Annotated in this window: 22 protein-coding genes and 1 pseudogene; 11 read left to right on the top strand and 12 right to left on the bottom strand. The window is 43.3% G+C overall.

The window, feature by feature from the left end; all coding sequences use genetic code 11:
* Window positions 1-310 precede the first annotated feature (310 nt).
* The 3 genes from Q0C29_RS03480 to Q0C29_RS03490 all read left to right on the top strand — a co-directional run bounded on the left by Q0C29_RS03480 (window position 311) and on the right by Q0C29_RS03490 (window position 3,276).
* Window positions 311-1,615 (top strand): DegT/DnrJ/EryC1/StrS aminotransferase family protein, encoded by a 1,305-nt coding sequence (locus tag Q0C29_RS03480; protein WP_291999269.1) that lies wholly within the window; start codon window positions 311-313, stop codon window positions 1,613-1,615.
* 5 nt (window positions 1,616-1,620) lie between these two features.
* Window positions 1,621-2,388 (top strand): PIG-L deacetylase family protein, encoded by a 768-nt coding sequence (locus tag Q0C29_RS03485; protein WP_291999270.1) that lies wholly within the window; start codon window positions 1,621-1,623, stop codon window positions 2,386-2,388.
* A 96-nt stretch (window positions 2,389-2,484) separates the two neighbouring features.
* Window positions 2,485-3,276, top strand: coding sequence for an SDR family oxidoreductase (locus tag Q0C29_RS03490; RefSeq protein ID WP_291999271.1), 792 nt, complete (start codon window positions 2,485-2,487; stop codon window positions 3,274-3,276).
* On the opposite strand, the gene Q0C29_RS03495 is transcribed toward Q0C29_RS03490, so the two are convergent.
* The 4 genes from Q0C29_RS03495 to Q0C29_RS03510 are packed head-to-tail and all read right to left on the bottom strand — an operon-like array spanning window position 3,260 to window position 7,028.
* The gene (locus tag Q0C29_RS03495) at window positions 3,260-4,465 is read right to left on the bottom strand and encodes an NAD(P)/FAD-dependent oxidoreductase (protein WP_291999272.1); all 1,206 of its coding nucleotides are present in this window, start codon (window positions 4,463-4,465) and stop codon (window positions 3,260-3,262) included. The genes Q0C29_RS03490 and Q0C29_RS03495 overlap by 17 nt on opposite strands.
* Complete coding sequence (locus Q0C29_RS03500) at window positions 4,452-5,291, bottom strand: N-glycosylase/DNA lyase (RefSeq protein WP_291999273.1); 840 nt, start codon at window positions 5,289-5,291, stop codon at window positions 4,452-4,454. The genes Q0C29_RS03495 and Q0C29_RS03500 overlap by 14 nt, the downstream gene beginning before the upstream one ends.
* Window positions 5,278-5,775: a hypothetical protein gene (locus Q0C29_RS03505; RefSeq protein WP_291999274.1), complete on the bottom strand. Its 498-nt coding sequence runs from the start codon at window positions 5,773-5,775 to the stop codon at window positions 5,278-5,280. The genes Q0C29_RS03500 and Q0C29_RS03505 overlap by 14 nt, the downstream gene beginning before the upstream one ends.
* Window positions 5,772-7,028, bottom strand: coding sequence for a M50 family metallopeptidase (locus tag Q0C29_RS03510; protein ID WP_291999275.1), 1,257 nt, complete (start codon window positions 7,026-7,028; stop codon window positions 5,772-5,774). The genes Q0C29_RS03505 and Q0C29_RS03510 overlap by 4 nt, the downstream gene beginning before the upstream one ends.
* Window positions 7,029-7,412: 384 nt before the next feature.
* Here Q0C29_RS03510 and Q0C29_RS03515 point away from each other — a divergent pair, with 384 nt between their 5' ends.
* Together Q0C29_RS03515 and Q0C29_RS03520 are read left to right on the top strand one after the other, a co-directional pair.
* Window positions 7,413-8,408: a D-glycerate dehydrogenase gene (locus Q0C29_RS03515; RefSeq protein ID WP_291999276.1), complete on the top strand. Its 996-nt coding sequence runs from the start codon at window positions 7,413-7,415 to the stop codon at window positions 8,406-8,408.
* A gap of 64 nt (window positions 8,409-8,472) precedes the next feature.
* Window positions 8,473-9,789 carry a hypothetical protein gene (locus Q0C29_RS03520; RefSeq protein ID WP_291999277.1) on the top strand — a complete coding sequence of 439 codons (1,317 nt, stop codon included), beginning with the start codon at window positions 8,473-8,475 and terminating at the stop codon, window positions 9,787-9,789.
* Between the two features lie 48 nt (window positions 9,790-9,837).
* On the opposite strand, the gene Q0C29_RS03525 is transcribed toward Q0C29_RS03520, so the two are convergent.
* The gene (locus Q0C29_RS03525; protein WP_291999278.1) at window positions 9,838-11,136 is read right to left on the bottom strand and encodes an MFS transporter; all 1,299 of its coding nucleotides are present in this window, start codon (window positions 11,134-11,136) and stop codon (window positions 9,838-9,840) included.
* 230 nt (window positions 11,137-11,366) lie between these two features.
* Between Q0C29_RS03525 and Q0C29_RS03530 the strand changes: the two genes are divergently transcribed.
* On the top strand, window positions 11,367-11,978 hold the full coding sequence (locus tag Q0C29_RS03530) for an alpha/beta fold hydrolase (protein WP_291999279.1): 612 nt from the start codon (window positions 11,367-11,369) through the stop codon (window positions 11,976-11,978).
* Here the strand turns inward: Q0C29_RS03530 and Q0C29_RS03535 are convergent.
* The 3 genes from Q0C29_RS03535 to Q0C29_RS03545 are packed head-to-tail and all read right to left on the bottom strand — an operon-like array spanning window position 11,975 to window position 15,533.
* On the bottom strand, window positions 11,975-13,456 hold the full coding sequence (locus Q0C29_RS03535; protein WP_291999280.1) for a (Fe-S)-binding protein: 1,482 nt from the start codon (window positions 13,454-13,456) through the stop codon (window positions 11,975-11,977). The genes Q0C29_RS03530 and Q0C29_RS03535 overlap by 4 nt on opposite strands.
* 2 nt (window positions 13,457-13,458) lie before the next feature.
* Window positions 13,459-14,235: a respiratory nitrate reductase subunit gamma gene (locus Q0C29_RS03540; protein WP_291999281.1), complete on the bottom strand. Its 777-nt coding sequence runs from the start codon at window positions 14,233-14,235 to the stop codon at window positions 13,459-13,461.
* Between the two features lie 5 nt (window positions 14,236-14,240).
* Window positions 14,241-15,533: a sulfite reductase, dissimilatory-type subunit alpha gene (locus Q0C29_RS03545; protein ID WP_291999282.1), complete on the bottom strand. Its 1,293-nt coding sequence runs from the start codon at window positions 15,531-15,533 to the stop codon at window positions 14,241-14,243.
* A 66-nt stretch (window positions 15,534-15,599) separates the two neighbouring features.
* Here Q0C29_RS03545 and dsrB point away from each other — a divergent pair, with 66 nt between their 5' ends.
* Window positions 15,600-16,832, top strand: a complete 1,233-nt coding sequence (dsrB, locus tag Q0C29_RS03550) for a dissimilatory-type sulfite reductase subunit beta (protein WP_291999283.1) — start codon at window positions 15,600-15,602, stop codon at window positions 16,830-16,832.
* On the opposite strand, the gene Q0C29_RS03555 is transcribed toward dsrB, so the two are convergent.
* Window positions 16,829-17,368, bottom strand: coding sequence for an NUDIX domain-containing protein (locus Q0C29_RS03555; protein ID WP_291999284.1), 540 nt, complete (start codon window positions 17,366-17,368; stop codon window positions 16,829-16,831). The genes dsrB and Q0C29_RS03555 overlap by 4 nt on opposite strands.
* A 67-nt stretch (window positions 17,369-17,435) precedes the next feature.
* Complete coding sequence (locus tag Q0C29_RS03560; RefSeq protein ID WP_012185910.1) at window positions 17,436-17,780, bottom strand: TusE/DsrC/DsvC family sulfur relay protein; 345 nt, start codon at window positions 17,778-17,780, stop codon at window positions 17,436-17,438.
* 172 nt (window positions 17,781-17,952) lie between these two features.
* Here Q0C29_RS03560 and Q0C29_RS03565 point away from each other — a divergent pair, with 172 nt between their 5' ends.
* From Q0C29_RS03565 to Q0C29_RS03575, 3 genes are all read left to right on the top strand, one after another.
* Window positions 17,953-18,480: a winged helix-turn-helix transcriptional regulator gene (locus tag Q0C29_RS03565; RefSeq protein ID WP_291999285.1), complete on the top strand. Its 528-nt coding sequence runs from the start codon at window positions 17,953-17,955 to the stop codon at window positions 18,478-18,480.
* Between the two features lie 408 nt (window positions 18,481-18,888).
* Window positions 18,889-19,161, top strand: a complete 273-nt coding sequence (locus tag Q0C29_RS03570; RefSeq protein ID WP_291999286.1) for a sulfurtransferase TusA family protein — start codon at window positions 18,889-18,891, stop codon at window positions 19,159-19,161.
* A gap of 111 nt (window positions 19,162-19,272) precedes the next feature.
* Window positions 19,273-20,217: a hypothetical protein gene (locus tag Q0C29_RS03575; protein ID WP_291999287.1), complete on the top strand. Its 945-nt coding sequence runs from the start codon at window positions 19,273-19,275 to the stop codon at window positions 20,215-20,217.
* Between the two features lie 6 nt (window positions 20,218-20,223).
* Here Q0C29_RS03575 and Q0C29_RS03580 read toward each other — a convergent pair whose 3' ends face one another.
* Together Q0C29_RS03580 and Q0C29_RS03585 are read right to left on the bottom strand one after the other, a co-directional pair.
* Window positions 20,224-20,667, bottom strand: a complete 444-nt coding sequence (locus Q0C29_RS03580; RefSeq protein WP_291999288.1) for a hypothetical protein — start codon at window positions 20,665-20,667, stop codon at window positions 20,224-20,226.
* Between the two features lie 127 nt (window positions 20,668-20,794).
* Window positions 20,795-21,124, bottom strand: coding sequence for a hypothetical protein (locus tag Q0C29_RS03585; RefSeq protein WP_291999289.1), 330 nt, complete (start codon window positions 21,122-21,124; stop codon window positions 20,795-20,797).
* Window positions 21,125-21,319: 195 nt separating this feature from the next.
* Here Q0C29_RS03585 and Q0C29_RS03590 point away from each other — a divergent pair.
* Window positions 21,320-21,915, top strand: a pseudogene (locus tag Q0C29_RS03590) (hypothetical protein); the annotation flags it as partial.

Genomic DNA, 21,915 nt, shown 5'->3' on the forward strand with positions numbered 1-21,915 from the left:
GCAGTTAAGAGGGGTATTGACACTGAGAAACCAAGAGGCTTAGTCAGGGTTGTTAGAAATTTCTAGTTATCTCTTGTTCTAGGTATTAGTAGCTTATGCAATGATTTACTAACATTTTAATTATCAGTATTTAAGTATTTCATATAAATCTATGCTAATTCAAGGTTAATTTATGTGAATTTTATAATCTATTAACTTATCAACATGAAATCTTATATTCTGGAATAATCTTAGGTAAAATCATGTGATTATTCCTGCAATAAGCTCTAGATAAATTATAAGTTTAAAAGTATTAAAGTCAACTTCTATTATGGTTAAGCTTGCTGTTAATGGTGGTGAGCCTGTTGCTAAGGATCTTAGTAGAATGATTCCTAGGTGGCCTCTTCTTGATGAGGATGATGTTAAGGCTGTGGTTGAAGCTGTTAAGGGTGGGCATTGGTGTAGGCTTTACCCAGGCTCCTATGCTGAGCGTTTTGAGGCTGAGTTCGCCAAGTACCATGATGCTAAGTATGGTATTGCTGTTGCTAACGGTACAGTATCCCTTGAGTTGGCCCTTAAGACCCTTGGAGTTGGGCTTAACCTGGGTGATGAGGTTATTGTACCAGCCTACACTTTCATAGCTACAGCCTCAGCGGTCACTGAGGTAGGTGCAATACCAGTGTTTGCTGATGTTGACCCTAAGACTGGTAATATTGACCCAAAGGATGTTGAAGGTAGGATCACTGAGAGGACTAGGGCAATAATAACCGTGCACTTTGGGGGTTATCCAGCTGATATGGATGCCTTAACTAGTATAGCCAGGAAGCATGGATTATACTTAATTGAGGATGCTGCCCATGCACATGGTTCAGAATGGAGGGGACGTAAGGTTGGGGCTATTGGGGATATGGGTTCATTCAGCTTCCAGGAAAGCAAATCACTAACTGCAGGTGAGGGTGGTATAGTGTTAACTAATAGTGATGAGTTGGCTGAGAGGGCTAGGTTAATACACAATATTGGTAGAGTTATTGGGCAACCAGGCTACATTCACTACATACTAAGCTCAAACTATAGGCTCAGTGAGATTCAAGCAGCACTGCTGCTCTCAAGGCTTAGGAAACTGCCCAGTGAGGTTAAGGTTAAGAATGAGAATGGTAAAGTCTTAGCCGACATGATTAAAAGGACTGGCGTAGTTGAGCCAACTAGGAACGATGATAGGGTAACTGTTAGGGGCTACTACTACTTCGTAATGCTTTATAAGCCTGAGGAGTTAAACAACATACCTAAGGAGGTCTTCATTGAGGCGCTTAGGGCTGAGGGTGTACCAGTGGGTGTCTCCTACGGCCCACCACTCTATAAGCAGCCGGCCTTCAAGAGAGAGAACCTGGTTAAGTCAATTCCAAAGTACATCCTTGATAGAATGCCAAACTATGAAAGACTTAATCTACCTGGTGCTGAAGAGTTCGCTAGAAGAGAACTAGTACTACCACACTATCTACTGCTAGCCCCAAGGGAGGCCTTCGAACTTGTAGTTGCAGCCATAGAGAAAATTAAGGAGCATGTTAATGAACTTCAGCAGTCAGTTAATAGACTTAAGGTAAGTGATGCAACAATAGATACCACCTACCATAGGTGAACTAGGTGATTAATCCTCATAGGCTTGAGGAATATATTAAAGGCATAGTCGTGAATAAGGACTTAGTTAACGCATTAAGATCAGCTAGAAGGATAGTAGCAGTTTCTCCGCATCCTGATGATATTGAGGTTATTGCTGGTGGTTACTTATCAATGATGGTTAATAATGGTTCCTTAGTTAAGAATGTAGTGGTCAGTGATGATAGAATGAGTATAGGTTCCATGGAGTATACTCTTGATGAGGTTATTGCGATTAGAAGACGTGAGGAGCTTGAGGCTATGAGGATACTTGGTGTTCATGATGTTGAATTCCTCAACTATGTTGATTCTGAGGTTCCTGAACCAGAAATCCTTAGGAGAGATTTCATTAGGATAATTAGGGGGTTTAAGCCTGATGTAGTAATTACAGTGGACCCACGCCTACCCTATGAGGCTCATCCAGATCACGTGAATACCGGCTTAGCCGTCATGCAGGCTGTGTTATTTCACGGTATACCAAGGGTTTTAAGCGAGTATAGGGTTGAGTCCCAGCCACCGGTATTAGCCTTGGGTGCCACAGTGAGGCCAAATGCGTTAATATGTATTGATGATTACGTGGATAGGAAGATGAATGCGTTAAGGGCGCATAAGTCACAGTTCAGCGAGGAACTACTGATGAACATTGAGTTGATTCACTTGAAACTGGGTAATGCTGCTGGATGCAAGTATGCCGAGGCCTTTAAGGTATTAACACCAAGTGAACTTCACATGAATCCGTTGGCTGAATATCCGTAGGCGAATGAGCCTCATTTAAACCATTAATGATTATTAACATTACTTCAAGAATCATGATGAGCGGAATTTTTAAATGCCTCACGTAACCTTACCCCCATGGATCTTGGCTTAAGGGGTAAGGTAACTATTGTTACGGCTTCTAGTAGAGGTATTGGTAAGGGTATTGCAAGGGTTATGCTACAGGAAGGGGCTAGGGTTATGTTATTCGCTAGGAGTATTGATGAGCTTAAGAGTACTGCATTGGAGCTTAGTAGGGAGACTGGAGGTGATGTAGCGTATGTTCAAGGTGACTTAACGAATAGGGATGATGTAATGAGGCTTATTGAGGAGACTAAGAGAACAATGGGTCCCATAGATGTACTAGTCTATAATACTGGGCCACCTAAACCTGGCCTATTCAGTGAATTGACGTTCGATGACTGGGATTACGCGGTTAAACTACTTCTGCTATCGGCTGTGTGGTTGAGTAAGGGTGTTGTTGATGATATGGTTAAGAGGGGTTGGGGTAGGTTAATTTACGTAACCTCCTTAACCCTTAGGCAACCTGTAGGTAACCTAGTACTGTCTAATACGGTAAGATTATCTCTAGCTGGCTTAGTTAAGTCACTGGCCAGTGAATATGGGCCAAGGGGAATTACGGTAAACGGTGTCATGCAGGGTTACGTAATGACCGATAGGGTCAGGAGACTGGCTGAGGATGAGGCTAAGAGGAGTGGTGCACCTATTGAGGAGGTTTTAAGGAGTATGGCTAAGGATATACCAGTGGGTAGGTACGGTAACCCAGAGGAGGTGGGTTACCTTGTTGCCTTCCTGGCCAGTGATAAGGCATCCTACATAAATGGCTCAATGATACTGATAGATGGGGGCCTTGTTAAATGCGTTCCCTAACCTTAATTAAACCCGTCAGTAACCTAGCACCAATCCTCAGCATTGGGTTTACTGAGGCAAGCATCGCTTCCTTAATAATCCATTTAACGGTTTCCCTAGGCATAATACTGATTAACCTACCTAAGGCATCCTCACTCTCGAGAATTGGGTCAGCCAATTCCCTAAGTCTCTTAACATCCCTGAGGAATGAACCAAGCACCTTATTCATTTCCACGCCATAGCTTAATCCTCCTTTAAGTGCCTTAGCCAGCAGTAATCCACTAACCATTGCGGTGTTAATGCCGGCTCCATTAGTTGACACAACGGTACCAGCAGCGTCGCCAAGTAGGTAGACCCCATTAGCCTCAATTCTCTTTCCAAGTTCACCCACTGGAATAGTCTTAAGTAGCACTGACCTTTGGGTTGGTTTAAGGTTTAGTGACTTCAGGAATTCATAATGCAGTTTAACTGGGTTAATACCCCTAAGCCAAGCATCATAACCCCTAATCCCCAACCCCACATTACTTGTGCCATCACCCCTTGGGAATATCCAGGCATAACCCCCAGGCGCTAGGTTAGGGTCTACAATCACAACAGCCTCCTCCTCATCTCCATCCCATCCTGCGGCTCTTTGGCTAGTGGCCACTGCAGTATCCATTGGGTTGAAGCGTGGGCTACCGGTTAATTCCATGGCTACTGATGGGTAACCATCAGCCCCAGCCACTAGTTGTGTTTCAACGTAGTGTTCACCATTATTGTCAATTACCTTGCACTTAAAGCCATCACCATGCCTAATGCATCCTGTTACGGTTGATGAGAAGTTAACCTTAACACCCCTATTGGCTGCATCATCAATAATGCTGCTTATCATTAATCCCTTATTAACTATGTAGGCTGGGAAGTTAATGCTACCTAAGTCTACTACTGTTCCCTTAACCCTAATTAGGATTCTAAGGGTCTTAATGTGATTAACAATAATGCTCCTCTTAATTGATTTATGAAGCGTGTACTCAATCATGCTCATTAATTCACTGGGTAGGTAATCCATAAGTAACTCTGCCTTAGGCATCATTTCACCACACACTACTGGGCCATAGTTAATCTTCTTCTTATCCACCAGCATAACACTGCTGAGGTTAACCTCACTTGAGAGGAATGAACCAGCCGGCCCACCCCCAATTACCAGTAGTTCAATACTAATTGGAATCACCCCTTAGGCATTCCCTACTTAACTCAATCATTAGGTCCCTAAAAACCTGAACCTTACTCGGTGGTATTAATGAGTCCCCTATTAATTTACGTAGGGCTGCATCAACATTAAAGTCACTATAGATTAACGCACCACCAATAACCCATAGTAATGAATCAAGATTGACTTGAGGTATTCCTGAAAGCCTAGTAACCCTTCCCCAAGCCTCCTGAACAATGCCCTGCCTACTCATAAGCACCTTGACGTCAGCATTAATTAAACCACTGCATTGAGTCAGGGTCGCTATCCTATAATCCACCGGCACCGGTAAGTCCTCAGGGGGTTTTACATTAACGCCGCATGCCCTATATGCATAGTAAAGCATCTTAATGGCGAAGACCACGGTCTTACTATTGATGGGTGAGCGTAGTCCATTAGCCAATAGTCTCCATGCCTCATTCAAATTGGTTAAATCCCTTAACTTATCATGAAGCTTGGCGCTGCAGAACCTATCAATTCTATTAACCTTAACGTCCCTGCCCCTGGCCAAGTAGGGGCTTTTCATTACGTATGCCTTAAAATCTCTGCATAAGTCACTGGGCCTATTGCGACTGAAGTACTCACTGAAGTAGCCCCAATGCTTCTCACCCCTACCAGTCAGCATGTAACTCACCACCGAGTTCATTGCAACTAATACGGCCACAAGCCCAGGGTCATTTAATGCCGTACACAGCTTCTTAACTACAATGAATTGAGGGTCTCTTTCCTCGAAGGCTAACACGTCGCTTAGGCTTAATTCCCTTAATACCTCACTTAACTTAGCCACCCTATCTTCACTTACCTCCACGCCTAATGCTGATTAAGCTGTTTTTAAAAGCCCTCCAGAGTGCGTAAATTAGGGCTAATTGCCCAACGTCGATAAATAATAGTGGTTTACCGATTGTGTAGAGTATGTAGGTTAAGGGAAGTATCGTTACCTTAGCTCCAATTGAATACAGGTAAATGTACTCTGATGCCGCAAACACAACAGCGAGAATCATTGATAATGCGTCAGCGGTCTTAAGGGGCTTAACAACGTATATTATAACTGTGGCTATCCAGAGCAGGAACATTACTGCCGAGAACCTCCAGGCGTAGATGTATAGTGGTGTGTAGTTGACCCAGTATATTGAGTCATTATCGTAGACTACGTACACTAGATTACCGTTTGGTGCTATTAACCTAGGCTCCACTGAGAATAATAATTCAATGGGAGATGCAATCGATATGATGGTTGTCATTATAACCAAGATTAATGCTATTACTAGTGAGTACCTTAACTCACTCCTCATGGTGGGGTCACCGCAATTCTCCAGAGCCCTGAGGATAAGCTTACGAAGAGTGTGAATATGAAGAGCACCCACAGCACGGCACTAATAATGTACATAACCCTAGAAGCCCATTCCTCCCTAAACCCAGGTATGCTTAGTAGCATGTAGTATAGGAATTGCCCACCATCAAGGGGCCATGCTGGCATTGTGTTAAGCAGTATTATAACCACGTTTATTGTCCACAACCAGTAGATGAACTGGTAAAATAACCTATCATCAATAGTAATGCCTATGAAGGGTAAGTTTGGGTCACTTGGGTTACTGGAGGTGATTATAGTGTATGTGTGTATTATGCCTGAGTGAAGTATCGTTAATGTGACTTGACTACCTGGCTTAAGCCCCTCTAGCACGTACAGTAGAGTCATTGATGATATTATTGGCTTCCCATTTATGGCAAGGAGCAGGCTATTGGCAGGTATGTTAGCGTAGAAGGCTGGTGAATCCTTAATGACGCTTGTTATAACTATACCAGATAAGTATGGTTGAAGGGCCGGTATTAGGGCTAGGTACATTAAGCCAATGGCTACTATTGATAGAATCATGTTTGCGAATACTCCTGCAGATAGCATGGCTAATATACCCCTTAACCCAGCCTTCTTCCTGAGATCAACCTCATCAACCTCAACGAAGCCGCCGTAAAGTATGAAGAGTGATAGGAATACGCCTCCTGACTTTATCTTACCCCCATATCTAAGTGCAATTATTCCGTGAGAAATCTCATGAACAAGTATGCTTATGCCTATTGCTATTAACACAATTACGAATACGTTAACGCTAACCGTAACGCCAGGTATTAGGGGCGTAGCCGGCGTGAACCTACTCTCCACTAACTGAGTTGCCGCCTGTTGGCTTGATACAGTGTGTAGGCTCGTTATGACACTTACCGTTGCGGCTAGGTTAATGCCCAGTATCCTAATGAATGATGGTACAAAACCCACTAGCTCACCTATTACCTGAATAGGCATAGGCAGTAGAACAGGAATTGCGTAAACCATAGCTAACGCGAAGAAAGCCACAACAAGCACAAATATCACCATTGTGGGAACACCATCTATTAAATCAGCCAGTGGCCTAAGAATCCTCTCGACACCACTACTCCTAGCCATTAAAGCAACGTAGTAGTAAACCTTGACTTTATCCCTTAGCAGAAGCTTAACTAATCCAATAAAGATAAACCAAGCAGCCACGAACCATACCAATGGCGATATGTTCATCACTGATCCCACATCCTTAGCTTAATATATTTTATTCTCAAGAGTAAATTTTTCCTCCCCTTCAATGCGCATTATCATTCCTAAGCTAATGCCAATCACGCTGCAGGCATACAGCTATGTTTTTAACTTCAATTAGTTAAGTAGGAGGTTGATAAACCATTAAACCTATTAAGGTAATTCACTATTCAAATATGCAGAGTAAAAATTGAAACCACCATAATTGCAATTGGGCATTTACAATATTAAGGTGTTACTACTATGTTGAATTAAAATTAAACAATTAGTTAACTTCAAATCTACGCGGTGAAACTACATGAGGTAAGGTATCGTTGTGAAGGCCCTCTATGGGTTTTAAGCGTAAAAAGTGTAGCTTAACAACCCCTTATGGGTCACTGTGTGTATTTAACTAGGTCAACCTTCCCTAAGCTGCTTTACGATACCTTAAGGAACGTGGGTTTTACCCTTGAGGTTTGGGACAATAAGGGTCATGGGATGTGGGATAGGGCAGCAGCACCACCTAGGGATGTGTTGAGGGATGCTGCCTCAAGGTGTGATGCGTTAGTTGTTACTATTGGTGATAGGGTTGATGATTACGTGTTAAGTAATGCTAAGGTTAAGGTAATAGCCACATATAGTGTTGGTTACGACCACATAGACCTTGAGGCAGCCACAAGGAGGGGTATCCCAGTTGGCTACACGCCTGAAATATTGGTTGAGGCTGTGGCTGACTTGGCGGTGGGCCTAATGATAACCCTGGCCCGCAGGGTAATAGAGGGTGATAGGCTTGTTAGAAGTGGGGAGGCGTATAAGGTTTGGGGTGAGTTTCTTGGTACTGAGGTTTGGGGTAAGACGCTTGGTATACTAGGCCTTGGTAATATAGGTGCTGCAGTGGCGAGAAGGGCTAAGGCATTCAACATGAATGTCCTATATTGGTCAAGGACTAGGAAGCCTTGGGTTGAGGTTGCCTTGGGTTTAAGGTACGTTAACCTTGATGAATTATTTAAGCAGAGTGACTACCTAATCATAACAGTGGCCTTAAGTAGGGAAACCCACCACTTGGTTAATGAGGATAAGTTAAGGATGATGAAGAGGGGGGCGTACTTAATCAACATAGCTAGGGGGGCCATTATTGATACCAACGCCTTAATCAAGGCCCTTAAGGAGGGTTGGATAGCTGGTGCTGCGTTAGATGTCTATGAGGAGGAACCATTACCGGCCACCCATGAATTAGTAAGGATGAGTAATGTTGTCCTCACCCCACATATTGCATCAGCCACCGTTGAAACCAGAAATAAGATGGCTGAGGTAACGGCACAAAATGTAATAAACGTATTGCTTAAGGGTAGTAAACCAGTCTACCAAGCTAACCTCACTCAATAACAATCCATCAAACGTTAATTAAAGCTATGTGGAAAACTTAAAAGTAGCTATATAACCCTACATCATGCATAAGATAAGTGAATTAACGTTAATGGTTTCAGTATTAGTGTTAACCATATGTGCAGTGAATACCCACGCGGCATTAAGCATACAGATGCCTACGGTACCGTCATGCTCATTGAATTCAAGCACCGTCTTAATGTTGACAACTGAGCCCATCCTACCCACATCAAACATGGTTATTACCTATGGTCCACCTGGTCCATGGACATTAGTTAAGTACGGTAACCTAGAGTACTTGCTTCAAATTAACATGTGGAATCTAGCAAGCGTGGGTTACGGCAATGAAACATTAACCTTCAACAATGAGACCGGTGAAATATGCTTCAGCTCCTTCATAAGTAACGTTACTTTAATAAGCCCAAGTGGGGGCGTTTGGGGTTACCCGGGTATTTACCTTGTTGGAATCTTCCCTGGTGGTCAAGTTAATATCCGTAACCCATCATTGCCATTACCATTAACAGTCGGTGATCTAGTTAATGGTTCATACTCAAATAGGTTAATAGCCCTTAACTACTCAATGTGGGTTCCTGATGATGAGCCAATGGACTGGTCCTACGACATATGGTTCACCACAACACCGGCACCATCAGCTAGTCTAAACCATGGTGCTGAGTTAATGATTTGGCTATACACTACGACACCTGTGTTCTCATGGGCTGACACTGGTATTAAGGTTAATATCCCTGTTACGGTTAATGGTTCACTTATTAATGAGACATTTGACATTCATGTTGACTGCTACCATGGTTCAGGCAGTACTTACTGGACCTACATAGCCTTTGTTCCCCTTAATGGTGGCTTCGAGAACGGTTACGTAAGCATATCGCTTAAGCCATTCCTACAGTACATGGTTAAGGTTTTCCCAACAATATGCCCAAGCCTCTGGTCCTCGCAGGATGAAGTGAGTAAATTATGGATGGATGTAATAACTTTAGGCAGTGAATACGGCAATGACCAGTGGGTTAACTACCCTGGATGGGGTGTAATAGCCTGGAGACTTTATAAGGCATCAATTTTAACACCCGGCCTTGCCCAAGTCACCAGCACCACAACTACAACAACCACAGTAACTGCAACAGTAACTACAACCGTTACTTCACCTAGTCTAGTTACCTCAACATCAGTAGTAACTGAGACCTCTACCTTAATTGAAACAACTTCATCCACAACAACGCTGGTTACTACGTTAACCAAGTTAACTACAGTAACATCAACGGTAACTATCGTTAGGCAAGCCATTAATGAGACGGTGGTGTGGGTGATCCTGGTGATAGTGATAGTGGTGGCTGTGGCTTTGGTGGCGGTAAGGAGAATATGATGTGAAGATTATGGGTTTTAAATCAAACCTTTTTACCCTAGTTTAAATTCACTCCCTAAGGCTCTCCTTAACTTTATCTAATTCAATTCCAGTATTATCCCTAGTTATGGCTACGCCAATTAACCCAATTACGTATCCAACTATTAGCAATACTACGTAGCCATTTATTACACCAAAAGCCTTTAACCAATACTGGGAGGTTAATAATGCTCCAGTGGCTCCAATACTAGCCATATTCCATAGGAAGCCAACTGCACTTCCCCTGAACCTTGTTGGGAATAATTCAGCTAAGTAAGCCAGCATAACGCCACCAGTGCCTATTACGCTTGTTAATACGCCAGTTGAGATTATGAGTGAGGTGTAGCCTAGCTTAAGCGCTATGGTTAATGGGTACGCTAACACTATGCCTACTACTATGAGTATTAGGAAGGCCATCCTCCTCCCAGTGTAGTTACTTAATACACCACCAATTATGGTTATTACCCCACCTAGCAGAGATGCATATGCTAACCCCCAGAACGCTTCATTAAGCGGCAACTTCATGAATCTTGTTAGGTATGTTGGTAGGAAACCTAGCGTTGCATAGGCCACCCAGAAGATTCCTGCTAATAGAAGTAAAGCCACCAAGGCATCCCTAGTACTGGCTTTGAATAATTCAGCTATGGGTACCTTTGCTATATTGCCTGTCGCCTTAGCCCTCTTATAGATTTCAGGATCATCAACCGTTAACCTAAGGATAACCCCAATGAGGGCAACTACGAGACCTACTAAGAAGGCGTACCTCCAGCCGAAGGCAACGAAATTCCTTGTCCCAAAGTAGTCTCTAAGCAGTGCGAATGTTAATGCAGCTAATGCGTAACCCCAGTAGTAGCCACTTTCAATAACGCCACTAACCAAGCCCCTAAACCGAGGTGAGGAACTCTCCACCGCTATTAAGTGCGAGCCCGAAACCTCACCACCAACGAATATTCCCACAATGAGCCTAAGGGTTACGAATAATGCAGTTGCAGTTAAGCCCACTTGTGCATATGTTGGTAATGCCCCTGTCAATGCTGAGAATACGCCAAGGCCAATTAGGGTTATTAACATTGTAATCCTCCTACCAACCCTATCTGCAACATGACCAAACACAATGCCACCCAATGGCCTAGCTAAGAGGGTTAAGGAGTATGAGGCGAACACGTAGAGTAATTGAGCAGTGGGGTTTGTTTTAGGGAAGAAGGCTTCCCCAATTATTGAAGCTATGAAGAGTATGAGGGTTAAGTCAAATACATCAACCATCCAACCTATTGTACCACCCAATAAAGCTCTGACATTTATCCCACTTACCTTAAGCTCACTACTCATATAAAATAGGAGGTGTGTAAATATTAAAGCTTTACCCAGTATCATATTTAATGGTCATTTAAAGTAGTATTAAGTCAGTCAATATTATCAATAAGTACTTAATGAATGATTAACTTATTGATTAAGGTTCTAATAGCCCTGTAATTAATGTAACATTAGGGTATCATAATGAACACAAATGAGTATTTTAGGGAAGGTTTTAAATCAAGCTAAGCTAGCCCTTAGCCTTAATGCTTGCTCTACTATTCCACGGTAAGGGTTCAAGCCCAGAGAAGATAAATTGGTTAACCAGGCCATTTAGAAACATGGGGTTCAGGGTTGAGGCACCTAAAATAGATGAGGTTGCTGATGGGGTCTCAATTGGATCCAGGATTATTGAGAATGAGAAGGACCCAGTAATCATAGGTGGCCATTCCATGGGTGGTACTGTGGCCTTACTATTAGCCGCCAAATATCCTAAGAAGGTTAAGTGCGTTATCGCTGTTGCTGCACCAGTTGATAGGGTTCTTCAATTAAAGTGGCTTGAGAAGGGGGAGGAGGGGTCGGTGAGGAGGGCGTTGTATAATGATATAGTGGCTAGGTTAAGTATGAGGGATCTTGAGGAATCTTCACCAATCAGGTACATTAATGGTGAATATCCACCAGTAATATACATTAGGGGTAGTGCTGATGATATAGTGCCCGCTGAGCACCTTGAGTTACTTAAAAGGAAGGCCAGTGAGTATGGATTTAAGGTTATTGAGTTAATGATAGAAGGTATGGGTCACACCCCCAGGTCCCAGCATGTTAAGGTGATTGAGGGCTTCATTAAAAGTAACATTAATCAATGCCTAATGGCTTAAACGGAGTCTATGTCAACGCCGTATAGGGCAGCGTAGACGAAGTCGGACACCCCCCTGAACTTCAAGGGTACCTTATGGTACTCTATAACTAGGGGGAATTGTGCCTTATCTATACTGCAGGGTGCAACCATGTACTGCGCCCCAGTGCGGTAAGCATCATATACTGAGGGCCATCCTGCCCAAACCCTAAGGGGCATTAATTCATCAAGCAGTAACCCACCACCAGCTCCGCAGCATAGCGTCCTCTCCCTATTATGCTCCCTCTCCCTAAATTCCTTAACCGTTGCCTTAAGTATCTCCCTAGGTTCATCAATCAAGTCCCCTGCCCTGGCTAAGTTACATGGATCATGGTAAGTCACCACTGCGTCAACCTTATTACTTAGCTTCAACTTACCCTTCCTAAGCGCCCATGCAGTTAATTGAGTTATTGAGATTCCGTCAATACCATGTTCAGCGAGCCTGGGAACCACGTAGTTCTTAAAGGCCCTCCACCCATGCCCACACTCCCCAAATACAACCATCCTAACCTTCCTCCTCAAGGCTGCATTCACAATATTATCCCCAAACCTCCTTAAGTGGTGCTCATCCTCAAAGAGCCCGAAGTTACCTACCTCAAGGGCCTGGGAGTCCATTGTCCAATTAAGGCCGAGCTCAGTCATTATTGCAATCGCCCCCTTTAATGTCCCAATGTTAGTGAAGAAGTCGGTAGAGGAGGGTATGTAGAGTACATCAGCCTTATCCTTATCCACTACTCCCTCCATTTTCTTACCAGTCTGCTCACTTATTTCACTAACCGTGAAGTCTATTACATTAAGTGCAGCGTCCTTAGTAATGCACATGTTGTTCCCCGTCTTGTACACGCACTCCATTGTCTTAGCTATGAAGGGGGGCATCATACCCATCTCAACGAATATCTGCCTAATAGACCTAGTTATCTCAGCTTGGTCAATGCCGAGGGGGCAGAAGTACGCGCATCTCCTGCATTCGGTGCACTGGTAGTAGTAGGTCCATATCTTATCTAGGTCAATGCTCTCCAGTAACTGTTTAAGTTCCCCCTCATCACTAACCTTATCCACTAGGCCGAAGGTTAATTTACGCATCCTCCTGTAAATATTCCTAATTAAGTCAGCCCTACCAACGGGGCTATTATTAGGGTCCCTTGTGGCAAGCCACATTTGGCATTTATCTATGCAGAAGCCGCAGTGGGTGCATGACTCCATGTAGTTCCTAAAAGCCCTATTACTTCTTGCTAATTCCCCTATCCTATTAATGAAGTAGAGCTTCCTATCACTTGAATTAGGCTTAACCTTAGTTAACTTACTCATCTCTATCGTAATTAATGTATCTTCATTAGCCTCAACCCTAGCCTTCAAGTGACCACTACCGTTACTGAACTCCTTAACCCACTCACTGTAGCGTGGGCTAGCCTCCAGTATATCCTTATCCTCACCCTTATACTTAACCTTAACATTAGTCATGGTCACCACCCCAGTTCTTTCAGGATCCTCTTCTTAACCTCATTAATGTCCTCAAACTTACCGTATAGGGCTGGGTTAACGGGCATTGAGAATGGGTGAATCATTTTGGCGAATGGGATATACATCATGAATAACTCCACCGCAAGCACATGTGCGTAGAAGAGTAGGTTACTAGGTGGGGGAATGTATTTAAATGATGTTAAACCAAGAGCCCACTTAGTGGCTTCATTAAATAATGAGGAGGGTGCGGTTAATCTAAGGGCTAACCCAAGCACTACTATTACTATGACCCATGAGACTGCCACGTAGTCATCAAGGTAATTAATGATGACCCTGTAGATCCTCTGAACCCTAATTCTCCTCACAAGTAGGAATACGCCTGACGCAAGTGTTAATGCACCTACCATGGTTCCTAGGGTGAACATTACTGATTCAGGGACCGTTAGTTGAGGTAACCATAGGTGTAGGTGGAAGGCAATTAGTAGGAATATTCCCCAGTGAAACAATAGTACGCCAAGCCACGTTGAGTAATCCCTACGGTAACTAGTACCTAGTATCGTGTAGTATGTGAACATTCTGGCTAAAATATGCTTAACTGAACCTAGGAAGCTTTCCTGCCTTGGCTTGATCACAAGCCTGTATAAGCCTAGGTAAAGTCCAAGTGGGCCCTTACCGGCATTAAGCCATAAGGCAATCCTATAAAGCACGCCGCATACCAGTATTACTAATGATACGTAAGGAAGTATGAAGTATAGTGAATACGTTAACGCATTGTACATTTAAGTCACTGCCAAGTCTCCATTGCCTTTCTCAAGTCCTCCAGGTATTTGCCCTTCTGCTCTTCACTCATGTTGAAGAACGTTATGCCGTAGGTGTAGTATGGTTCAGTTGGCTTGGCTTTAGTAATCTTAGCCGCTAGGTCTGGGTCAAACTTGGCGAAGTCACTTAGGAAGCGGTTCCAAGTCACCCTTATTAATGTGTCACCAATTCTCTCTCTCCTCCAACCCTCCTCATCCCACTTAGGCACAATCCTATCCCTAACTATTTGGAACATGGTCATTAAAGCCTCTTCCAATTTATCAGGGCTAGGTAGGGGTATGAATGGTATTAGTACCTTAGCTAACTTAGGCCCATTCCTACTCTTAATCGTACCACCCACCAGTACAGTTAACCCCCTCTCCTTACCAGGCTTAACGGCTGGGTAAGCCCTCCTAATGCACTCCATACACTTAACGCACTTTGATCCATCAATACTTAATCTTGACCCATCCCAACTAATAGCACCAGTGGGGCATGATTTAACCAGGTCTTCAACATCCCCACCCTCCTCAATCCACTGCTTCAGCCTCTCATCATCAACATCAGGGGCCCCCCTCCATGTGCCTATCACCACGTAGTCCGCCCTTGCCTGAGCCTTAAGGCAGTCTATTGGGCAGCCTGAGTACTTGAATTTTATCTTGTATGGGAATTGAGGGTAAGTGGCCCAGTCTATTAGGCAACTGTAGGTGAAGTCCCTGGCCTTTAAGGTGTCATATATTGCGTAGGGGCATAGTAATGGTCCTGGACATGAGACGGTGTTCCTCATTACATCACCTGAACCCCCTATGTCTAGGCCTATTCTTCTCAGGAATACGTCTAGCTCAATAAGCTTCTCCCTAACTACGTTTAAGACAACGTCCCCAGTTCCTCCTATGAACTGTAATGAACCCCAACCATACTTCCTTGATGCTTCAATGAGGAATCTGAGTAGTGTGGTTGTGAAGACTTGGGCTGAGGGGATTAGAACGCGTGCATGATCCTCGAAAATGGGTGGATTTATCCTAGTCCATGGGTGGCTCATCCTAGAAAGCACACCTGAATATATTCCAGGGGCCTTGGCTGCACTGGTGGCCCATGGGGTTACACCCGTAACAAGCCCCATGCCATATATGTAAACTGGGTACTTTGTCTTCTTAAGTTCAGTAACATGACTTGGCCACGGCCCCTTCTCCAACTCCGCTAAATACTCCTCAACCTTCTCCTTGGGTGGTGGCTCAGGCCATAATGCTGGGTCTATTGGTAGTTCTTCAGATGCCATATGAGGTGCTTTAACTTTGTTTAAAAATCCTTATTCCTCATTAAATGTGAAATAATTCTAATATAAATGCCTGTAAACACCTTAAGCATGGGTGATGCTGTGGATCAAAGAACAAGGATAAGGATCGTGGTTCATAAGTTAGCCTTCAGGAGTGGTGACTTAACCCCAGTTAATCACCCTGAGAAGCTTGCTCCAATACCATATACTAACTACGTCCCTGAGACACTGCTTAGGAACATGGGTAAGTGGGTTAAGACAGAGTTAATAACCCCAGCCATAGTTAAGCATGTTTCTGAGACAGGTGAGGAGATCTACTCAGTTAAGGTTATTGGACCCCCAAATTCAAGGTTTAGTGCAGATACGCTTGAGAAGCTTTGCGACCTAGCTGACATGTACGGTATTGGTGTTATTAGGCCTACTCCTCAGGGTAATGTTGAGATACTCACTGATGAGGAAGAGAGGGCTAGGAGACTTGAGGAGGAGCTTAGGAAAAATGGTTTCTTAGTAGGTGGATGGGGGAATCACTTATGGAATATCCAACCCTGCACGGCCTATTTAACGTGCACTACGGCCGTCATTGATGCACCAAGCATAGCTAAGGCGCTTGGTGATGCCTTAGTGGAGTATGTTTATGAGAAGGAGACTCCAGCTCACTTATCAATAAAGGTTTCAGGTTGCCCAAACGCCTGTGGTGGTGCCATTGATGTTGCCGACGTTGCAGTCGTAGGTTACCCTGCTCAAACACCTATGGTTGATGATAAGTGGTTCTCAAGCATTGGATCACCATTAGACGTGACGGCGGCATGCCCAGTTGGTGCAATAACCCCGAAGAGGGACCCATCAACAGGTAAGGCGTACGGTATAGTTATTAGATCTGAATTATGTATAGCCTGTGGTAGGTGCCGTGACACGGTGGACGCTATTGTGTATGATCCCAAGAAGACGGGGGTAATGGTGCTTGTGGGTGGTAAGGCATCCAACACTGGACCTAATGGGCAATTAATGAGTAGGATAGTGGTCCCATACATACCAAGTGAGCCACCAAGATGGCCAACCCTAGTTAAGGTTGTTAAGAGAATAGTGGATACTTGGGTTATTAATGCCAATAAGGGTGAACGTATTGGGGATTGGATAAACAGGATTGGTTGGGATAAGTTCTTTGAGTTAACGGGGCTTCCTGATGTTAGGAAGTACTTGAGGTTCTCAGAGAAGCCTGGGCCACTTTATCAGCCTCTCTACAGGAGGAGGTTAACTGAGACCTACGCTTACTTGTTTAGGGAGTACGCTAGTAAAATCTAGCCCCTTACGTTTTCCTGCTTATTATTAAGCATTCCGTAGAGCTTACATAGTATTCTCCTAGTCATGCCCCATATAACCATGTCCCCTAGAATCACAGCCTTCCTAGTATTACCCTTAACCACAGTGACCTTATCCGCATTAGGTAGGTCACTTAATCTAACCCACTTAAGGTACTCAAACTCCCCACTGGTGGTATTAACCGCCTCAACACCGCAATCAACCTTAAACACTATGGGTAAGACATTAAGGCTAGGCATATTCCTTGGATGCTCAACATCAAGCACAGTCACTAATCTGCCAAGTTTCCTTAAATCTATCCCAGTCTCCTCCATGGTTTCCCTAATCGCAGTATTAAGTAAGTCCCCATCACTAGCCTCATAATGCCCACCTGGAAAGGCAGCATCCCCACTCCATGGATCCCTTGGATTCATAATCCTCTTACCCACTAACACCATTGCGTCTGGGCACTCCTTCAATATCACTGCAACCGCAGCCCACGCCTTCCCGTCACTCGGCTTAAATAGGCTAGGAACCATAATCTATGTTTTAAACTAAGTCCTCATTTAAACACTTTACTTCATCACTAATAGGGGTCTACTTATTTTAAACACAACCAGTGGGCTTGGGTGCACCAGCAACCCTGCACGCCCCCTTAGCTGGGCCATTTGGGAATAATTGGTATATCCTCTGGAGTGGTATTCCTGTTTCCTTAACAAGCATTCTTATTGGTGGGCACATGCCGAACCTCTCCCAGTACTGCCTCAGGTACTTAACCACCTTCCAGTGTTCATCCTTCATAACACCCATTTGCCCAGTATCCGGGTCACGGCACTCTTCCCTGCACAGTATCTTAGCCACCTCCTCATTCCATGTTGATGGATCCTTTAGGAAACCATCCTCATCTAGTTCAATCTTCCTTCCTCCTACTTCCATGTATTTGAGAGACATGATTGAATCAGTTATTGTTAATAATTAATCCTTAACTATTGTGAGGCCTTATGTGCCCTTTTACGAGTATTCTTCTTTTAAACTTGTGCACTTATAAATATTTAAAATATCACTTGGAATGTGGAAGTTAACGTGATTAATCTTTAAGGTTAGGTGATGTAATACTATACTCATGGAGAACGTTGGGGTAACTGATGATTATAGAGGGGAATTGAACGAAATATCCATATTATGGAGCAGATTAGTCCCCTACCTGGATGAACAGGAGTCAAGCATCCTAAAGGCCGTGGTGGAGAACAATGGCATAACACTATACAGGCTATCGAGAATAACAGGACTAGCCTTCAGTACGGTTTTTAAGAAAACCAGGAAGTTAAGTAGTAAGGGTATAATAACTATCTCGAAGAATGGTAAATGCAACAGCTACAGTGCCACTGTGCTAGGGCTCATTATATGTTTAGCTAAGTCATGCCTAGACAAGGAGTATGTTGCATTTAAACTACTTAGGATCATGAGTGACTTAGGTGTAAGCAACATAAATGAATTACTTAAAATACTTAAGGTAGTTGGGTCATCTGCATCAGCCAGGGATGTGGCTAGTATTAAGAATCCAAGCGACCTACTCTACATGGTGTTGAGGGGTACGGCTAACGTTGATAAATCAATAATAAGCCTAATAAGATACCACCTAATGGCTTAAACACACTTTAAGTACCGATCTAGTGCGATTAAACACCTTAGTTAACTCACAATTAACCACCTATCATTGAAGATTCGTTGACCTAGCCTTACAGCATGAAACTAAGATTTAACATACCCTAGGGTAATATTAGAAGTTTTAATCCTGGCATGAGACTACGAATCAACCCTATATTGATGAGAAATGCCCAGTAAAGGTTAATTAGAGGGTTTTTAGAAGGATTACTTGGCTGTGATAACGTCCTGGGGTATCTGATTATTGATGAGTGACATGCCGAATGAGCCATTTCTAAATTATAGTATCGCCTACATTGTCCGACTCCATGCTAAAGGAATGAGTCTTTCGGTTGCTGTAAAATATGCATCCTTTATCGCCGTATAAATAAGTATGTATTAACTAGTGCGCAGTATGAGCATGGTATTAAACAGTAGGTTAACCAAGGTTGATGATAAGTATGTAGTGGATTTAAGGGGGTTAATCTGCCCGTATCCTCAACTCTATACTGCTAAGGTGATTAAGTCAGTGGAAAACGACGCAATAATCGATGTTCTCGTGGATTACCCTGCATCCTGCCAAACAATACCACTAGTTGCAGGTAAACTGAACTGCAGTGTCCTAGATATAATACAGGTTAATAAGTACTGGGTAATAAGGCTTAGGAAAAATCCCGAATCCGCATGATTTTAATAGGCGTATTTAGGGTTTAATGGAATTGAACGCTTAGTTTTCCTGTCCTATTTTTATTCGGTTAACCCGAAAGGTTTATAAATTAATTAGGGTAACCCGAAAGATATGAACATACTGCAGCTACTCTTAAACCCACCAACTGGGTTAGGGTTATCGGAAATACTATTCATAAGCCTCCTACTGGGTATGATGCATGGCGCCACCCCAGATGAGCACACCTGGCCAATAACCTTCAGTTACGCTATAGGGAAGTACAGTACCAAGGGCGGTATGGCGGCTGGCTTCTTATTCTCTCTGGGCTTTACTATACAGAGGGCTTTACTGACGACCCTGGGTTACATTGGATTAGCCTACTTTTACCAGAGATATAACTTAGATGGCCCAGTCTACATAGTGGTTGGCCTAGTGATGGCTATAGCTGGTTCATATATATTAAAGGGCAGGTACCTGCACTTACCCATTGACTTAGCGCTTGGTGGTAAGGCACACCACACGGGTAAGGCTAGTAGGCTACCACTACATGAGGTTCATGAAAGGGATGTACCGTTAAAAATGACTATAGTGCATGGTTTAATAGCAGGCTTTGGCTTCGGGGCTTATGCAAGTATAATCACATTTATACTAGCCCCTCAGGTTCCTGGGTTAATATATGCTCCATTACCTGGCTTAATGTTCGGTGTTGGAACCATGATTATGCAGATTATATTCGGCGCAGTGTTCGGTAATATACTGAGGATTAAGAAGTTTAATGAGGATGAAATTAAGGTTATTGGTAAGAGGGCTGCCGGTAGGGTACTCTACTACGGTGGATGGGTTTTCGTGCTAGCCGGCCTGTTAATAGTGTTCTTCCCATCAATAGACTCATGGGCAATATCAACTGGCTTACCCATACCTAACTTGGATGCGGTGGATGTTGGGTTCCTACTAGTGGTTGCGGTTGTTGGCGCATTAGGCATATACAGCATAATTAGGGGTTACCAGGAAGCTGTCGCCATTAGGAATCAGAGGCTGGGTTCAGGAAGCCTAGTTTCTTCAACCCCTCACTCTTAAAAATCACTAAGATTTAGAATCAATGTTGATTAAATTAATTAATTCATTTAATGCGCTTTCACTAAGGCTATGTATTATCATTATTGGTGCCTCATCAAGGTAAATAATTATTAAAGAACCATTAATGTTCATTTTACTCATTGAGACTATGAGTGAATTTAAGGAATCCCTTAATGCCACGTAGTATTGCCTTAATTGATTTAATGATTCGTAATCCACATTGCCCGTAATCCCTATGTAAAACAGTTTATATAATTCCCTCCCCTTCTGATCAAGAACATTGTATGATTTAATGGTTAACGCACCCTGACTAATAGTCCTTAATTCATTAGTCCTAATGTACTCTATGGTTGTGTTTATCCTAGTAATCATGCTGGACACGTCATTGGCAATTTCCTTAAGCCTCTCTATGGCCTCATCCTGGTTCTTGTAATGTTCAATTCTCAGCATTTAACTAAACTTAACTAAACTAGGGTTTAAATTTTCAGTCACTGACCCTAAGATCACCAGTCTCCCGCTGAAGTCTCATCACTTAGTAAAACCACCCTATAGGGTTTTTAAATCATCATGAGTTGTTTTAGAATCCAAGCTCCTTAAGTACCCTACCTGAGGCTTCATTAATAATCCTATCCCTATTATCCTTAATAGTCTCAATCATACTTCTATGCTTACTTAAATACTCATCCACCTCCTTCTTCGCGCTCAACTCAGCATTTAACCGGTACTCATTCACCAGCTTACTAATCTCATCATCAAGCATCTTACGTAAATTATCCTCAACTTGCCTTAAATATGAGTCAAGTTCACTCTTAACCTGTTCCCTAACCTTCTCAATATCAGATATGGTCTCGTCCAGCCTTCTCATTATCTCGTAAAACTTAGTTAAGTTATTGGAGCTATTGGACATGCGCTGGTAGTCTCCTTAAGGATATATAAGCATTCCCCATTTATTAACTATCCTCCTAACGCATTAATTAAACTAGGATACCTTAAGGGTATGGGTCTTTACCGTAACGTACCTAAAGCCTCGCCCCTTCTAGGTACTGCAGTCTTCGAATATTATCATGCATATTTTCTCCCCCTTAGCTTCTTTAGGTGCTCTATGTTGCCAACATATATGTATACGTATTCCTTCCCTTTAATTGTCTTGATTGTTATTGTTCCCTCAGTAAGGACTGACATAAGAATTGGGTTTATTAACCCAACCATGGAGACTTTACCAATGACCGCTGGTGGTGATGGGGTACTAACCCTTACGGTCTCGTGGAGGGTTAGCCCTGAGCCAGTGGTCCTTGACCTCATGAAGAGGTATAGGACGGCTCTAAACCTATCGGTTCAAGTCCTAGTAGTAAATAGGGTAACGAGTGTGGGTAAAGCCCACGCATTATTGTACGATTGGTTGAAGACGGCGTTTAACCTACCATCTAGGGTAGCCATTGACTGCTACCGTGAAGCCCTAGCCATTGTTAAGTCGTGGCTCAGGAATCCAAGGAGGGGCAGGATCCCAAGGGTAAAGGCACTTAGGATGTGGCTTAGCCCTGGCACGGGTTACCGTGTCAAGGGTGATTACGTTGAGTTAATTGGTGGCTATAGGCTTAGGGTAATTGGCAAAGATCCTAGATATGGCGAGTACCCTAACCGTGAGGCTAGGCTGGTCTATAGGAATGGTGAGTTGTTCCTTAAGATAATTAAGCGTAT

Origin of the sequence: Caldivirga sp. (assembly GCF_023256255.1) — an archaeon.
Lineage (GTDB): Archaea > Thermoproteota > Thermoprotei > Thermoproteales > Thermocladiaceae > Caldivirga.

Coding starts and splice junctions, on each gene's coding strand:
- Q0C29_RS03570 (WP_291999286.1), top strand. CDS start 18,889: ATGAGCATGGTATTAAACAGTAGGTTAACCAAGGTTGATGATAAGTAT.
- dsrB (WP_291999283.1), top strand. CDS start 15,600: ATGCCTGTAAACACCTTAAGCATGGGTGATGCTGTGGATCAAAGAACA.
- Q0C29_RS03535 (WP_291999280.1), bottom strand. CDS start 13,456: ATGACTAATGTTAAGGTTAAGTATAAGGGTGAGGATAAGGATATACTG.
- Q0C29_RS03515 (WP_291999276.1), top strand. CDS start 7,413: ATGGGTCACTGTGTGTATTTAACTAGGTCAACCTTCCCTAAGCTGCTT.
- Q0C29_RS03480 (WP_291999269.1), top strand. CDS start 311: ATGGTTAAGCTTGCTGTTAATGGTGGTGAGCCTGTTGCTAAGGATCTT.
- Q0C29_RS03540 (WP_291999281.1), bottom strand. CDS start 14,235: ATGTACAATGCGTTAACGTATTCACTATACTTCATACTTCCTTACGTA.
- Q0C29_RS03490 (WP_291999271.1), top strand. CDS start 2,485: ATGGATCTTGGCTTAAGGGGTAAGGTAACTATTGTTACGGCTTCTAGT.
- Q0C29_RS03525 (WP_291999278.1), bottom strand. CDS start 11,136: ATGAGTAGTGAGCTTAAGGTAAGTGGGATAAATGTCAGAGCTTTATTG.
- Q0C29_RS03530 (WP_291999279.1), top strand. CDS start 11,367: ATGCTTGCTCTACTATTCCACGGTAAGGGTTCAAGCCCAGAGAAGATA.
- Q0C29_RS03580 (WP_291999288.1), bottom strand. CDS start 20,667: ATGCTGAGAATTGAACATTACAAGAACCAGGATGAGGCCATAGAGAGG.
- Q0C29_RS03545 (WP_291999282.1), bottom strand. CDS start 15,533: ATGGCATCTGAAGAACTACCAATAGACCCAGCATTATGGCCTGAGCCA.
- Q0C29_RS03575 (WP_291999287.1), top strand. CDS start 19,273: ATGAACATACTGCAGCTACTCTTAAACCCACCAACTGGGTTAGGGTTA.
- Q0C29_RS03505 (WP_291999274.1), bottom strand. CDS start 5,775: ATGAGGAGTGAGTTAAGGTACTCACTAGTAATAGCATTAATCTTGGTT.
- Q0C29_RS03520 (WP_291999277.1), top strand. CDS start 8,473: ATGCATAAGATAAGTGAATTAACGTTAATGGTTTCAGTATTAGTGTTA.
- Q0C29_RS03565 (WP_291999285.1), top strand. CDS start 17,953: ATGGAGAACGTTGGGGTAACTGATGATTATAGAGGGGAATTGAACGAA.
- Q0C29_RS03560 (WP_012185910.1), bottom strand. CDS start 17,780: ATGTCTCTCAAATACATGGAAGTAGGAGGAAGGAAGATTGAACTAGAT.
- Q0C29_RS03510 (WP_291999275.1), bottom strand. CDS start 7,028: ATGAACATATCGCCATTGGTATGGTTCGTGGCTGCTTGGTTTATCTTT.
- Q0C29_RS03585 (WP_291999289.1), bottom strand. CDS start 21,124: ATGTCCAATAGCTCCAATAACTTAACTAAGTTTTACGAGATAATGAGA.
- Q0C29_RS03555 (WP_291999284.1), bottom strand. CDS start 17,368: ATGGTTCCTAGCCTATTTAAGCCGAGTGACGGGAAGGCGTGGGCTGCG.